Here is a 14,308-nt window from a genome sequence, read left to right on the forward strand (position 1 = left end):
CCAGAGTGCCACCCGACACCGGAGTGCTCAGGTCAGCTCCGGCATCACGAACTCGCACCACACGCATTTGCCGCCGCCGCGTGCCTCCACACCCCACACGTCGGTGAGCAGGTCGACGAGGAGCAGACCCCGCCCGGAGACACCCGACTCGCCCGCCTCACGGCGGCGGGGCAGGGCGCTGGAGGAGTCCTCGACCTCGACGCGCAGACAGCGGTCGCTGCCGGTGTAGGCCCTGAGGGTGACGATCGCCGAACCCTCGGTGTGCATCAGGGCGTTGGTGATCAGTTCGTCGGCGACGAGTTCGATCTCGTCGGACCGGTCACGGGCGCCCCAGGCGGCGACGGCCGCGCGGACCATGTGCCGGGCCTCGGCCAGCGCCTCGGGGTCGCCGGGCGCCACATGCTGCCGGAGCCGACCGCCGGACCGGGGCGTTTCCAGGCCGCGGCGGCGCAGCAGGAGCAGCGCGACGTCGTCGTCGCCGCGGCGGTCCTCGACCACGTCGATGAGCCGGTCGGCGAGGTCCTGGACGTCCTGCGGGCCGGTGGCGATGAGGGCCGCGAGGGTCCGCATGCCGTCGTCCAGGTCGGCGCCGGGCTGTTCGACGAGGCCGTCGGTGCACAGCAGCAGGGTGTGACCGGGGTCGAGTTCGACGGTGGCCACCGGGTATTCGAGGCGTTGGAACTCCGCGGACAGGCCAAGGGGCAGACCGCCCTCGACCGGGACGCGGCGGCAACTGCCGTCGGAATGCCGGATCAGCGGGTCGATGTGGCCGGCCCGGACCACCTGGACCACGCCGGTGGCCAGGTCGGCCTCGGCGTACAGGCAGGTCGCGAAGCGGTCCGTGTCGAGTTCGTGCAGGAAGACCGAGGCGCGGGCCATCACGGTGGCCGGGGGGTGGCCCTCGGCGGCGTAGGCCCTGAGGACGATGCGCAGCTGGCCCATGACGGCGGCGGCGTGCGTGTCGTGGCCCTGGACGTCACCGATGACGGCGCCGACGCGGCCGCCCGGCAGCGGGATGAGGTCGTACCAGTCGCCGCCGATGTCCCGGCCGGGTGAACCTCCGGCGGTCGCGGCGCGGTAGCGGACGGCCAGGTCGGCGCCGGGGACGCTGGGGATGGTGCGCGGCAGCATGGCCTGCTGGAGGCCGGTGGCGAGGTCCTTCTCCTGCTCGAAGAGCATGGCCCGTTGCAGGCTCTGGGCGATGCTGCTGCCGAGGGCGACGAGGACGTTGCGGTCCTCCGGCGAGAAGCCGCGCCGGTCGCTGTAGAGCAGGCCCATGGCACCGATCGGGCGGGCCTCGGCGATGAGCGGCAGATAGGCGGCCGCGGAGATGTTCAGGCCGGTGAGGTGCGGCCAGAGGATCGGATAGCGCTCGGCGAACTCCTCCGGCGATTCGATGAAGCGGGGGCTGAGGGTGCGGACGACCTCGCTCATCGGGTACGGCTCGTCGATCCGGGTGATGTCGGTGCCGGGGACGAAGCTGCCCTCGGGGCCCTCGGCCACCATACGGATCCGGCCGGCCTCGACCAGTCCGAAGACCAGGCTGGTGGCGCCGAGGTGGGTGAGTCCGTGGGTGTCCCTGAGGACGTCGATCACGTCGTCGACCGTGCGGGCGTGCGCCAGTGCGGCGGTGGCCAGCTGCACGACGCTGGTCCGGTGGCGCCGCGCCTCGTCCTGGGCTGCCCGGTCGCGGCGGGCCTCGAGCTCGCTGAGCTCCTGGGTCGCTTCCCGGACGATGCCGACGATGCGGCGCGGACGGCCCGTCGGGTCCCGCCGGATGTAGCCCTGGGTGTGGGTCCAGCGCAGTGAGCCGTCCCGGCAGCGGAGCCGGAAGTAGGCGCCGTAGTTCTCGCTGCCGTCCTTCATGGCCTGCGCGACCACGGCGTCGATTCGGTGGGCCTCCGCGCGCGGGACCCGGATCAGGAGGGAGGCGGGGAAGCCGTCGTATTCGTCGGGGCGCAGGTCGAAGACCTCGTGGGCCTGAGCGTCCATGTGGAACAGACCCGTGTCCAGATCCCAGTCGAAACTGCCCATGCGGTTGAGCGCCAGGATCGGATCCGGGTGGGCGGGCCAGTCGTCCGGGAGTGACAGGGCGCTCGCTCCCCGATCAACCATGGGGCCACCTTGCCAGCATTTGCCCGATTCTTCGACCGAGGTGGGGTGCCGGTTTCAAGGTCTGTTCGTCAGCTGCCGAAGACCCCGGTGGGGCTGTGGAGGGCGCTTGCCCCCGGGGAGGTGCCGGGCCCGTCCGGGAGTGGCTCCTGCGCTCGGGGGCGCTTGCGGGTCGGTCAGGTCGGCCTGTCGGGGAGCCTCTGCTTCACTCGATCGGGGTACGCGAGCACAAGAGAGGTACACGGGGCGTCACGCAGACGTTCGGCGCGTGGGTGTTCGGCGCGAGATGGAGAGGAGAGCGCACATCCGTGGACTGGTTCACCGCACCGGAGTACTGGATGAGCCGGCTGGTCTTCCAGCGGGCTCTGGCCGGGGTGTACCTCGTGGCGTTCCTGACGGCGGCCCTGCAGTTCCGGGCGCTGATCGGGGAGCGCGGGATGCTGCCGGTGCCCCGGTATCTGGAGCGGGTGCCGTTCAGACGGGCTCCGGCGCTCTTCCACCTGCACTACTCGGACCGCTTCTTCGCGGCCTCGGCCTGGGCGGGCTGCGCGGTGTCCGCGGCGCTGCTGGCGGGCTTGGACTCCCGGCTGCCGTTGGGGGCCGCGATGGCCCTGTGGGCGCTCCCCTGGGCGCTGTACCTGTCGATCGTGAACGTCGGCCAGACCTGGTACGGCTTCGGGTGGGAGTCCCTGCTTCTGGAGGTCGGCTTCCTCTCCGTCTTCCTCGGCAACGACGAGGTGGCCCCACCGATCGTCGTGCTGTTCCTGCTGCGCTGGATCCTGTTCCGGGTGGAGTTCGGCGCGGGTCTGATCAAGATGCGCGGTGACGCGTGCTGGCGCAAGCTGACCTGCCTCGACTTCCACCACGAGACACAGCCGATGCCGGGGCCGTTGAGCTGGTTCTTCCACCGACTGCCCCGCCCCCTGCACCGGGTGGAGGTGGCCGCGAACCATGTCACCCAACTCGTCGTGCCCGTGCTGCTGTTCACCCCGCAGCCGATCGCCACGGCGGCGGCCTCGCTGATGGTCCTGACGCAGCTGTGGCTGGTGCTGTCGGGCAACTTCTCGTGGCTGAACTGGATCACCATCGTGCTGGCGCTGTCGGCGGTGGAGTTTCCCGCCGATCCGCCGTCGGTGGCGGGGCCGCCCGTCTGGTACGAGGTGGTGGTGCTCGCCGTCGCCGCGCTGCTGGTGGGCCTGAGCTACCAGCCGGTCCGCAACATGCTCTCCCGGCGCCAGGTCATGAACCGCTCCTTCGACCCGCTCCATCTGGTCAACACCTACGGGGCGTTCGGCAGCGTCAGCCGGATCCGCTACGAGGTGGTCGTCGAGGGCACGGCGGACGACGCACCGCGCGAGGACTCCGACTGGCTGGAGTACGAGTTCAAGGGCAAGCCGGGCGATCCCCGGCGCTGGCCGCGCCAGTTCGCGCCGTACCATCTGCGGCTCGACTGGATGATGTGGTTCGCCGCGCTGTCGCCCGCCTACGCCGGGACCTGGTTCGGGGCCATGGTGGAACGGCTGCTGGAGAACGACCGCGACACCCTGAGGCTGCTGCGCCGCTCCCCGTTCCCGTCCGACGCCCCGCCCCGCTACGTCCGCGCCCGCCTCTTCCGCTACCGCTTCACGACCTGGCGTGAGCTGCGGGAGACGGGCGCGTGCTGGGAGCGGACGTACGTACGCGAGTACCTGCCGCCGACCCGGCTGACGGGGGTGTCCCACAGGTCGTAGCCGCGCGGGGCTCGCAGGTTCTGGAGCGGGTGTCTCAGAGGCCGTAGACGCGGGTGGCGGTGGTCTCGAAGATCCGGGTGCGATCGGCGGGGTCGGTCAACCGGACCGCCACGTCCAGCACTTCGCCGTAGGTCGCCGCGAGCGTGCACACCGGCCAGTCCGAGCCGAACATCAGCCGGTGGGGGCCGAAGGCGTTCAACACCACCTCGGCGTACGGGCGCAGGTCGGCGGCGGTCCACGAGTCGGCGTCCGCCTCGGTGACCATGCCGGAGAGCTTGCAGACGGTGTTCGGCAGGGCGGCGAGGGCGCGGACGTCACCCGCCCAGGGTTCGAGGGCGCCGGAGGCGATGGGCGGTTTGCCCAAGTGGTCGAGGACGAAGGTGAGTTCGGGCAGGGCGGCCGCCGCCTTGGCGCAGGCCGGGAGCTGGTGGGGCAGCACCACGAGGTCGTAGACGAGTCCGGCGTCGGCGACGGCCGCGAGGCCTCGCCGTACGTCCGCCCGCAGCAGCCACTCCGGGTCCGGCTCGCCCTGGACCTGGTGCCGGATGCCCTTGAGGTACTGCCCGCCGGGGAGTTCCCGCAGCCGGGCCAGCTCGTCGGCGACGTCGGGGCGGGTGAGGTCGGTCCAGCCGACGACGGCCGCGATCAGCTCGTGGTCGGCCGCGAGGGCGAGGAACTCCGGGGTCTCCTCGGCGACGGTGACGGTCTGGACGAGGACGGTGCGGTCGACTCCGGCCGCACCGGTCTCGGGCCGGAGGTCCGCCACCGTGAAGTCCCGCCGCAGCGGGCTGTGTTCCTCGATCCAGTCCTGGTCCCGTACGGACAGGTCCCACACGTGGTGGTGCGCGTCCACGGTCACGGCAGCTCCCACACGACGGGCAGGCCGGCGTCGGCGCCGTCGCCGGAGTAGTCGTGCACCACGTCCAGCAGCCGGCCCATGCGGGTCTGCCAGGCGACGTTGACCGGGAGCTTCTCCAGTTCGGCCAGGAGGCGGGCGTAGTCCTCGCACTCCAGGACGTGGAAGAGGTCGGTGCCGCTGCGCCAGATCGTCCAGGAGGTGGCTCCGGCGGCGCGGATCGCGTCGGTCAGTTCGACCGGGACCTCGCGGTGGGCGGCCTCGTACTCGTCGATCCGGTCGGCGCGGACCTTGGTGTGCAGGGCGACTCTCATGACGGTTCTCCGGCGGGGACGGGGGCGTCGGCGGGCAGGAGGCCGGTGTCACGCAGTTCCTGCCAGAAGGCGGTGGGCACCTGGGCCGCGAACTGGTCGGCGCAGTCGTGGACCTCGGCCGCCGAGCGGACACCGACGAGGACGCTCGCGACCGCCTCGGGGGCGGCGCAGAAGGCCAGGGCGGCGGCCCGCAGGGTGGTGCCGTGGCGGTCGGCGACGGATTTCAGGCGCAGGGCCCGGTCCAGCACTTCGGCCGGTGCCTGGGCGTAGTTGTACGTCGCCCCGGGCCTGGGGCCCGCCAGGAGCCCGGAGTTGAAGGCGCCGCCGATGACGACGGAGGTGCCGCGTGCCACGGCGGCCGGGAGCAGTTCGGCGAGCGCGTGCTGGTCGAGCAGGGTGTAGCGGCCGGCGCACAGCACCACGTCGACGTCGGTGTCACGGACGAAGCGGGTGAGCATCCCGGCCTGGTTCATGCCCACGCCGATCGCGCCGACCACACCGTCCGAACGGAGCTTCTCCAGGGCCGGATAGCCCTCCCGGAAGGCCTGTTCGGCATGGTCGTCGGGGTCGTGCAGGTAGACGAGGTCGACGCGGTCGAGGCCGAGCCGCTCCAGGCTCGCCTCCAGGGTGCGTCGTACACCGTCGGCGGTGAAGTCCCAGACGCGGCGGTGGGTGGCGGGGACCGCGAAGCCGTTGGCGAGGTCGTCGCCCGGTGCCGACGACGGTTCCAGACGGCGGCCCACCTTCGTCGAGACCGTGTACCGCGCGCGGGGGTACGCGCGCAGGGCCGCTCCGAGCCGGCGTTCGGACAGGCCGAGGCCGTAGTGCGGGGCGGTGTCGAAGTAGCGCACCCCGCGCTGCCAGGCGGCGGTCACGGCCTCGTGCGCCTGCTCCTCGCCGACCTCGGTGAAGAGGTTGCCGATGGCGGCGGCGCCGAAGGCCAGGGCGCTGACCTCGACACCGCTTCGGCCTAGCGTGCTCACTGGCCCGCCGGTCGCAGCCGCAGGCCCTGCATGCCACCGTCCACGGCGAGCGACGTACCGGTGGTGGCGCCGGACAGCGGACTCGCCAGGTAGGCGATCGCGCTCGCGACCTCGTCGGCGCTCACCAGGCGGCCGGAGGGCTGGCGGGCCTCCAGGGCGGCGCGTTCGGCGGCCGGGTCGGCGGCCTTGGACAGCAGCCGGCCGATCCACGGGGTGTCCGCCGTGCCGGGGTTGACGCAGTTGACGCGGATGCCCTCGCGGACGTGGTCGGCGGCCATCGCGAGGGTGAGGGAGTACACGGCTCCCTTGGTCGCGCTGTACAGCGCCCGCTGCGGCAGGCCCGCGGTGGCCGCGATGGAGCACGTGTTGACGATCGCCGCGTGTGTGGATTCCCGCAGGTGGGGCAGGGCGGCACGGGCCACCCGGACCATCCCGACGACGTTGACGTCCAGGACCCGGTGCCACTCCTCGTCGTCGTTGTCCTCGACGGTGCCCTGGGCGCCGATGCCCGCGTTGTTGACCACGACGTCCAGTCCGCCGAGGTCGGCGACGGCTGCCGTCACCGCCGCCCGTACGGAGGCGTCGTCGGTGACGTCGGCGCGGTGGGCGAACAGCGGCTTGTCGACCGACGACGGGTCCAGGTCGAGTACGGCGACCTGTGCGCCACGGGAGGCCAGGAGTTCGGCCGTCGCCCGGCCGATGCCGGAGGCACCGCCCGTCACCAGGGCCTTGAGGCCCTCGAAGTCGCTCATGCCGCCTGTCCCTTCTTGTCGGGGGTGTTGCCGGATGCGTTGTCCGCGTTCTGCTGCGTCTTGAGGTCGGCCGCCCAGAAGGCGCCGTCGGGAAAGGTGTACCGCGCCAGGGACTCCGGTCGCATGGCGGCCGAGAAACCCGGAGTGGTGGGTGCCGTGTAGTGACCTTCGCGGATCACCACCGGGTCGAGGAAGTGGTCGTGCAGATGGTCCACGTACTCGATCACACGGTCCTCGGTGGTGCCGGACAGCGACACGTAGTCGAACATCGACAGATGCTGGACGAGTTCGCACAGGCCGACACCGCCCGCGTGCGGGCAGACCGGCACGCCGAACTTGGCCGCGAGCAGCAGGACGGCGAGGTTCTCGTTGACGCCCGCGACCCGGGCCGCGTCGATCTGGACGACGTCGACGGCGCCGGCCTGGAGGAGCTGCTTGAAGACGACCCGGTTCTGCACGTGCTCGCCGGTGGCGACCTTGACCGGTGCCACGGCCTGGCGGATGGCGGCGTGGCCCAGGATGTCGTCGGGGCTGGTGGGCTCCTCGACCCAGTACGGGTCGAACTCGGCGAGGGCTTTGGTCCAGCGGATCGCCTCGGCGACGTCCCAGCGCTGGTTGGCGTCGATCGCCATGCGGATGTCGGGGCCGACGACATGGCGGGCGACCCGGCAGCGCCGTATGTCGTCGTCGAGGTCCGCGCCGACCTTCAGTTTGATCTGCCGGAAGCCCTCGGCCACGGCCTGGGCGGCGAGGCGGGTGAGTTTCTCGTCGCTGTAGCCGAGCCAGCCCGGGGAGGTGGTGTAGGCGGGGAAGCCGGTGGCGAGCAGGTTCGTGGTGCGCTCGGCGGCGCCTTCCCGGCCTCTGCGCAGCAGTTCCAGCGCCTCCTCGGGCGTGAGGGCGTCGGTGAGGTAGCGGAAGTCGACCTGGCTGACCAGCCATTCGGGGTCGGCCTCGGCGAGCAACCGCCACAGCGGCTTGTCGGCGCGCTTGGCCGCCAGGTCCCACACGGCGTTGGTGACCGCGCCGATCGCCATGTGCATCACGCCCTTCTCGGGGCCGAGCCACCGCAGCTGGCTGTCTCCGATCAGGTCCCGGAACAGCGACCCCGGGTCGTCACACAGCTCGTCGACGGACCGTCCGATCACGTGGTGGCGCAGTGCCTGGATCGCGGCGACCTGGACGTCGTTGCCCCGCCCGATGGTGAAGGTGAAGCCGTGCCCCTGCGGCCCGCCGTCCGCGTCCTCGCTGTCCGTGCGCAGCACGACGTACGCCGCCGAGTAGTCGGGGTCGGGATTCATCGCGTCGGAGCCGTCGAGCTCGCGCGAGGTGGGGAAACGGATGTCGTAGGTGTCGACCGCGGTGATACGGACGGGCGTCGGGGACACGGAGGGCCTTTCGGTCGTGGTCAGGGTCGGGGCGGGTCAGTCCTGGGCGCGGCCCGTCGTGACGCGGGCGATCATGAGGGCGACGAGGATGATCCCTCCGTAGATGGCCTGGATCCAGAAGGACGGCACCTGGGCGAGGGTCAGCAGGTTCTGTACGACGCCGAGGAGGAGTACGCCGGTGAGCGCGCCGAACATGGTGCCCTTGCCGCCGTCGAGGCTGATGCCGCCGATCACCGCGGCCGCGAACACCGTGAAGATCATGTTCTGGCCCTGGTTGGCGCTGATCGCGCCGACGTAACCGGTCTGCAGCAGTCCGCCCACCGAGGCGAGAACGCCCGCGACGACGAACACCCCGAGCATCACCCGGTCGACGCGGATTCCCGCCGCGCGGGCCGCGTCCGCGTTGCCGCCGATCGCGTAGAGGGCGCGCCCCACGCGGTGGTACTTCAGCACGAACCCGGCGATCGCGAAGGCGGCGGCGGCGAGCCACACCGACATCGGGACGTTCAGGAAGGTGGTGGTGGCGAGGGAGTAGAAGCTGTCGGGCATGCCGAACAGGGTCTTGCCCTTGGTGGCGCCGACGAGCAGGCCGCGCAGGACGATCAGCATCGCGAGCGTCACGATGAACGCGTTCAGCTTGAACTTGACGACCAGGATCCCGTTGAAGGCACCGATCACCGCGCCGACGACGAGGATCGCCAGCAGCGCGAGCGCGGCCGGGAACTCGGTGCCCCAACCGGACTGGGCGGCGGGCAGCACCAGGAGCGCTCCGATGGCGGGCGCGATCCCGACCATCGACTCCAGGGACAGGTCGAACTTGCCCGTGATGAGGACGAGCGACTCGGCCAGCACCACCATCGCCAGGGCGGCGGAGGCGCCGAGGATCGAGATCAGGTTGCGTTCGGTGAGGAACGAGTCGTTGACCACCGCGCCGAGCACCATGAGCAGCAACAGGGCGGGAACAAGGGCGAGTTCACGGGCCCGCCGCAGCAGTACCGTCCTGGCCGAACGTGCCGCGGGTGTGTCGAGCGGGGCGAGCGGCTGGGCCTTCGTCTCAGTCACCCCGGCTCCCCCCTTCCCGGCCGGGGGTACGGGGGTTGTCCCCCGAGGAGACGCTGTAGCCATGGTCCACTCCTTCGATGGAGGCGATCAGCTCGTGGTCGCGCCAGCCCGCCATGTGTTCGGCGACGACGCTGCCGTGGAAGAGGACGAGGACGCGGTCGCAGCGTCTGAGGTCGTCGATCTCGTCGGAGACGACCAGTACCGCGGTGCCGTCCTCGCGGGCACTGTCCACGCGGGCCAGCAGGGACTCCTTGGACTTCACGTCCACGCCCGCGGTGGGGTTGATCAGGACCAGCAGGTGCGGGTCGGAGGCCAGCGCGCGCGCCATGACGACCTTCTGCGCGTTGCCGCCGGACAGGTCGGAGACGGGCTGGTCGGGGCCCTCGGTGTGGATGTCGAGGCGTTCGATCAGCTCGGTGGCGAAGCCGCGCCGGCGGTCGGTGCCGACGAAGCCGTAGCGGCCGAGCCGGTCGAGGACGCTCAGGGTGGCGTTGTCGCCGACGGTCATCCCCACCACGAGCCCCTGGACGTGCCGGTCCCGGGGCACACAGCCGACACCGGCCTTCAGCGCGGCCGGGACATCGCCGAACCGGAGCTGCTTCCCGTCCAGTTGGGCCGTGCCGCTCTGCGGGCTGTGCAGTCCGGTCAGCGTCTCGGCGAGCTCGATCTTGCCGCTGGCGCTGGACCCGGCGAGACCGACGACCTCGCCGCGGCGGACGGTCAGGTCGATGTTCTCGTACGACTGAGAGGTGAGGCCGCGTACGTCCAGCAGGACGGGGGCGCTCTCGTCGACCACCCTCTCCTGTACGGCCTGTTCGGCGAGCGTCTCGATGCTCTCCCCCGCCATGGCCTCCACCAGGGCGGTCTTCGGCAGGTCGGCGACCGGGGCCGTGGTGATCCAGCGGGCGTCGCGGAGCACGGTCACGGTCTGGCAGACCTCGTACACCTCCTGGAGGTGGTGCGAGATGAACAGGAAGGTGACGCCGGAGTCCTGGAGCGTCCGCATGCGGGCGAAGAGCCGCTCGATCTCCCGGTTGTCGAGCTGGGCGGTCGGTTCGTCGAGGACGATGAAGCGGGCGCCGAAGCTCAACGCCCGTGCGATCTCGACCATTTGGCGGTCCTCGACCTTGAGGTCGGCGGTGCGCGCCTCCGGGTCGACGTGCACGTCCCAGGCGTCGAGCAGCTCGGTGGCCTGCGTCTTGAGCCGCCGCCAGCTGATGAACCCGCGGTGCAGCGGCTGCCGGTTGATGAACAGGTTCTCGGCGACCGTCAGCTCCGGGACGACCGTGGGCTTCTGGTAGACACAGGCGACCTTGCGGCGCCAGGCGTCCCGGTCGGCCAGCGGGGGCGCGGGCTCGCCGTCGAAGCTGACGGTGCCCTCGTCCGGTGCCTGGAGGCCGGTGAGGAGGGTGACGAGGGTGGACTTGCCGGCGCCGTTGCGGCCGACGAGGGCGTGGGACTCGCCAGGCAGGACGGTGAGCCTGCCGTCGGCGAGGGCGGTGGTGGGGCCGTAGCGTTTGACGACCCCACGCGCTTCAACCAGTGGCGTGCTCATTTGACCGAATTACCCCAGAGCTTGGAGTCGTCGACGTTGTCCTTGGTGACCAGGGGTGCGGGCAGCTGGTCCTCGAGGATGCCGTTGGGCAGCTTGACGATGGTCGAGTCATGGTCGGTCGGACCGGGCTTGAACGTCTTCCCCTCCATCGCCGCCTTGATGTAGTACATGCCGTACTTGGCGTAGGCGTCGGCGGGCTGGGAGACGGTCGCGTCGATCTCACCCTTGCGGATGGCGTCGAACTCCTGCGAGATGCCGTCGTTCGAGACGATGGTGATGTGGCCCGACTCTCCGGCCTTCTTCAGCATCCCCTTCGACTTGAGGGTCTGCAGGGTCGGCGCGAGGTAGACACCGCCGGCCTGCATGTAGATGCCCTTGAGGTCGGGGTTGGCATTGAGCAGGGTGTCGAGCTTGGAGGCGGCGGTGTCGGACTCCCACTTGGCCGGGATCTCCAGAACCTTCAGCTTCGGGAAGTTCTTCTTCACGCAGGCGCGGAACGCCTCGGAGCGGTCACGGCCGTTGACCGAGGCGAGGTCGCCCATGATCTGCACGACCTTGCCGGAGGGAATCTGCTTGCCCAAGTACTGGCAGGCCTTCTCGCCGTAGGCGACATTGTCGGCGCGCACCACCATGGCGACCTTGCCCTTGTCGGGGGCCACGTCCACCGCGACCACGGGCACGCCCTTGCGTTCCGCCTGGTCGAGGCCGGCCTCGATGGCGGCGCTGTCCAGCGGGGCTACGACCAGGCCCTTGACGCCCTGGTTGAGTTCGTTGTTGATGTCGGTGATCTGCTGGGACGGGTCACTGTTGGAGTTGACCGTCTTCAGCGCGTCGACGCCCTCGGACTTCGCCATCTTCGGCACGTAGTCGTTGTACGACTGCCAGAACGGCGAGGTCAGCAGGGGCAGGATCACCCCGACCTTGCCGTCCTTGTCGCCTCCCGCGCTGGAGGCGCCACCGGTGTCCTTGGTGCTGCCGCAGGCGGCGAGCGCGAGTGAGGCGCCGACGGCCACGACCACCGCACCGACACTTCGTATGTTGTTCCGCTTCCCCACTGTTCTGCCGGGCATCTGGTGGCTCCTCGTCGAGCGTGTTCGAGCAGATGACCGCATACTTATCAGACCACTCGGCCCAAAGAACACCCTCCGGCGGCATTTTTTCGGGAGTTGAGGCCATAGTGGTATGACCACTCTCGTGGTTAGACTGCGGCGCACCTGGTGAGTGGAGGAGTGGCGTGGACGAGACAGCCCCGCAGAAGGGCACCGTGACGCAGCGCGCCATCGAGCGGATCAAGGCGATGATCGGCGAGGGGCGGCTGGAGCCGGGCCAGCGGCTGCCCACGGAACGCGACCTGGCGGTCCAGCTCGGCATCTCCCGCAGCTCGATGCGGGAGGCGATCCGCGCGCTCACGGTGCTGGGCGTGCTGGAGGCCCGGCACGGGTCGGGCATCTACGTGACCCAGCTGGAGGCCGGGGACCTGCTGGAGACCTTCGGTGTGGTCGCCGACCTGTCCCGCGGCCCGCGCCTGGTGGAGCTGCTGGAGGTGCGCCGCATCCTGGAGTCGACGGCGACCGCGCTGGCGGCGGCCCGGATCACCCCGGATCAGCTCGCCGAGGTCGAGAAGCATCTGACGGCCATGAACGCCACCGAGGATCCCGAGGTGATCCTCGCCCACGATCTGGCCTTCCACCGCGAGATCGCCACGGCCGCCGCCAACGAGACGATGGCCGCGATCCTGGACGGCCTGTCCTCGCGCACCTTCCGCGCCCGGGTCTGGCGCGGCTACCAGGAGGAGGGCGCCTTCGCCCGCACCCGCCGCGAGCACGCCGCCATCCACCGCGCCCTGGTCGCCCGCGACCCGGAGGCGGCACGGGCGGCGGCCGCCGCACACGTGGGAGAGGTCGAACAGTGGCTGCGGGCGCAGATCGAGAGCTGAGGCTCCGGCGGGGCGCGGACCGGGAGGCGAGCATTCCGGCCGCGCCCAGACCCGCACCCGCTACAGCCACCCGCCTCAGACCCGCGACCGATACAGCCCGAACTCCGCGACCCGCACGACGCTCCGGGCCCCGGTCACCCGCACCCGCCACTGTCCGGCCCGTACCGCGGCCGGCAACGTCAGGATCCGGCTCAGGCCGATGGTCCCGGCCCTCGTCACCTCCGTCCACGCGCCGTCCACCCGGGCCTCGACCACGAAGCTCTCGACCTGCTGCCCGTACCGCACGTCCTCGGCCAGTCTGATCCGGTCCACCTCCCGTTCGCTGCCGAGGTCGATGGTCACCCGGTCCGGCCCGGTGGTGGTCCGGGCGCCGCGCGCCAGGTCCTGAGGCAGTTCGTCGTCCACGCGGTCGCGGAACTCCCGCAGCCGGACGACGTCGGCGGCGGGCAGCAACCCGTCCGTGTCGGGCGGGATGTTGAGCAGCAGGACCGAGTTGCGGCCCACGGACCGGAAGTAGATGTCGGTCAACTCGTCGACCGTCTTGGGTTGTTGGTCGGCGTGGTAGAACCATCCGTCCCGGATCGACACATCGCACTCGGCCGGCCACCACTGCAGGTAATCGGCCACCGGCTGGGCCTTGACGAGCGCGTCCCGGCTGCCCATGTCGGCGGCGTCGTAGGCGAGGGCGTAGTCGGTACGGCCGTAGTCCTTCTCCTGGACGGGGACCACGCTCCACTCGTCCTCGCGGGCCAGCCCGCCCTCGTTGCCGACCCAGCGCACGTCGGGACCGGAGACGGCGATCGCGGCGTCCGGTGCGAGCGAGCGCACGAGGGTGTACCAGCTGTCCCAGTCGTACTTCTCGACCTTGTCCGGCGGGATCCGGCCCTGGGCGCCGTCGAACCACACCTCGTCGATCGGGCCGTACTCGGTGAGGACCTCGTAGAGCTGGTTGAGCATGTGGGCGCCGTAGTCGGTGGCGGGCAGGGCGTACGACCGGCGCGGTGAGCGGTCGTCGCCAGGGACGGGCGTGGGGATGACGTGCTCGGCGCGGGCGCTGCCGTTGGCGTACACGCCGTGCAGGTACTGGTTCTCGTCGGCGGGCGAGACGTAGACGCCGACCTTGATGCCGTGGCGCCGCATGGAGTCCGCGAACGAGCGCAGTACGTCGCCCCGTCCGTCCCGCCAGCTGCTGGACCGGACGGAGTGGTCGGTGTAGCGCGAGGGGTAGAGGACGAAGCCGTCGTGGTGCTTGACGGTGAGGATGGCGAGCTCGAAACCGCCGTCGCGCAGGGCCCTGGCCCACTGGTCGGTGTCGAGGCCGACCGGCTGGAACACCTCGGGGTCCTCGTCGCCGGTGCCCCATTCCAGGCCGGTGAAGGTGTTCACGCCGAAGTGCAGGAACGCGGTCCGTTCCAGGCGCTGCCAGGCGATCTGCCGTGCGGTGGGCCGGACTTGGGAGGCCTTGCGGACCAGGTCGGCCTCGGTGTCGTCCGGGGAGACGGGGATGCGGTAGCGGGGATCGGCCGGGGCGGCGGAGGCCGGCAGGGCAGGCGGTCCGGTCACCGCGAGTGCGGTGGCGGCGGTGACGAAGAGGCGGCGGGAGACTGCCATGGGGTGGGGCTC

12 protein-coding genes are annotated in these 14,308 nt (G+C 70.9%); 2 read left to right on the top strand and 10 right to left on the bottom strand.

Features of this window, described 5'->3' with window-relative positions:
- Positions 1–27: 27 nt before the first annotated feature.
- On the bottom strand, positions 28–2,115 hold the full coding sequence (locus OHA64_RS06640; protein WP_405609314.1) for a SpoIIE family protein phosphatase: 2,088 nt from the start codon (positions 2,113–2,115) through the stop codon (positions 28–30).
- 305 nt (positions 2,116–2,420) lie between these two features.
- Here OHA64_RS06640 and OHA64_RS06645 point away from each other — a divergent pair, with 305 nt between their 5' ends.
- Positions 2,421–3,842, top strand: a complete 1,422-nt coding sequence (locus OHA64_RS06645; RefSeq protein ID WP_405609317.1) for a lipase maturation factor family protein — start codon at positions 2,421–2,423, stop codon at positions 3,840–3,842.
- A gap of 34 nt (positions 3,843–3,876) precedes the next feature.
- Here the strand turns inward: OHA64_RS06645 and OHA64_RS06650 are convergent, their stop codons facing one another.
- Genes OHA64_RS06650 through OHA64_RS06685 form a run of 8 tightly spaced genes read right to left on the bottom strand, consistent with a single transcriptional unit; the run spans position 3,877 to position 11,819 of the window.
- Complete coding sequence (locus OHA64_RS06650) at positions 3,877–4,701, bottom strand: amidohydrolase family protein (protein WP_405609320.1); 825 nt, start codon at positions 4,699–4,701, stop codon at positions 3,877–3,879.
- Entirely contained in the window at positions 4,698–5,012 is a 315-nt protein-coding gene (locus tag OHA64_RS06655; protein ID WP_405609323.1) for an L-rhamnose mutarotase, read from the bottom strand. Before OHA64_RS06655 ends, OHA64_RS06650 begins: the two co-directional genes overlap by 4 nt.
- On the bottom strand, positions 5,009–5,995 hold the full coding sequence (locus tag OHA64_RS06660) for an aldo/keto reductase (RefSeq protein ID WP_405609326.1): 987 nt from the start codon (positions 5,993–5,995) through the stop codon (positions 5,009–5,011). Before OHA64_RS06660 ends, OHA64_RS06655 begins: the two co-directional genes overlap by 4 nt.
- A complete protein-coding gene (locus tag OHA64_RS06665; RefSeq protein WP_405609329.1) occupies positions 5,992–6,747 on the bottom strand; it encodes an SDR family NAD(P)-dependent oxidoreductase in 756 nt (251 codons plus the stop codon). The genes OHA64_RS06660 and OHA64_RS06665 overlap by 4 nt, the downstream gene beginning before the upstream one ends.
- Positions 6,744–8,132: an L-fuconate dehydratase gene (locus tag OHA64_RS06670; protein ID WP_405609332.1), complete on the bottom strand. Its 1,389-nt coding sequence runs from the start codon at positions 8,130–8,132 to the stop codon at positions 6,744–6,746. The genes OHA64_RS06665 and OHA64_RS06670 overlap by 4 nt, the downstream gene beginning before the upstream one ends.
- 36 nt (positions 8,133–8,168) lie before the next feature.
- Positions 8,169–9,194, bottom strand: coding sequence for an ABC transporter permease (locus OHA64_RS06675; RefSeq protein WP_405609335.1), 1,026 nt, complete (start codon positions 9,192–9,194; stop codon positions 8,169–8,171).
- The gene (locus tag OHA64_RS06680; protein ID WP_405609343.1) at positions 9,187–10,749 is read right to left on the bottom strand and encodes a sugar ABC transporter ATP-binding protein; all 1,563 of its coding nucleotides are present in this window, start codon (positions 10,747–10,749) and stop codon (positions 9,187–9,189) included. The genes OHA64_RS06675 and OHA64_RS06680 overlap by 8 nt, the downstream gene beginning before the upstream one ends.
- Positions 10,746–11,819, bottom strand: a complete 1,074-nt coding sequence (locus tag OHA64_RS06685; RefSeq protein WP_405609346.1) for a sugar ABC transporter substrate-binding protein — start codon at positions 11,817–11,819, stop codon at positions 10,746–10,748. Before OHA64_RS06685 ends, OHA64_RS06680 begins: the two co-directional genes overlap by 4 nt.
- A gap of 164 nt (positions 11,820–11,983) precedes the next feature.
- Between OHA64_RS06685 and OHA64_RS06690 the strand changes: the two genes are divergently transcribed.
- On the top strand, positions 11,984–12,685 hold the full coding sequence (locus OHA64_RS06690) for a FadR/GntR family transcriptional regulator (protein WP_405609349.1): 702 nt from the start codon (positions 11,984–11,986) through the stop codon (positions 12,683–12,685).
- 75 nt (positions 12,686–12,760) lie between these two features.
- Here the strand turns inward: OHA64_RS06690 and OHA64_RS06695 are convergent, their stop codons facing one another.
- Positions 12,761–14,296 (bottom strand): alpha-L-fucosidase, encoded by a 1,536-nt coding sequence (locus OHA64_RS06695; protein WP_405609352.1) that lies wholly within the window; start codon positions 14,294–14,296, stop codon positions 12,761–12,763.
- Positions 14,297–14,308: the final 12 nt, after the last annotated feature.

The sequence above is a fragment of the Streptomyces sp. NBC_00076 genome (assembly GCF_045041235.1).
Lineage (GTDB): Bacteria > Actinomycetota > Actinomycetes > Streptomycetales > Streptomycetaceae > Streptomyces.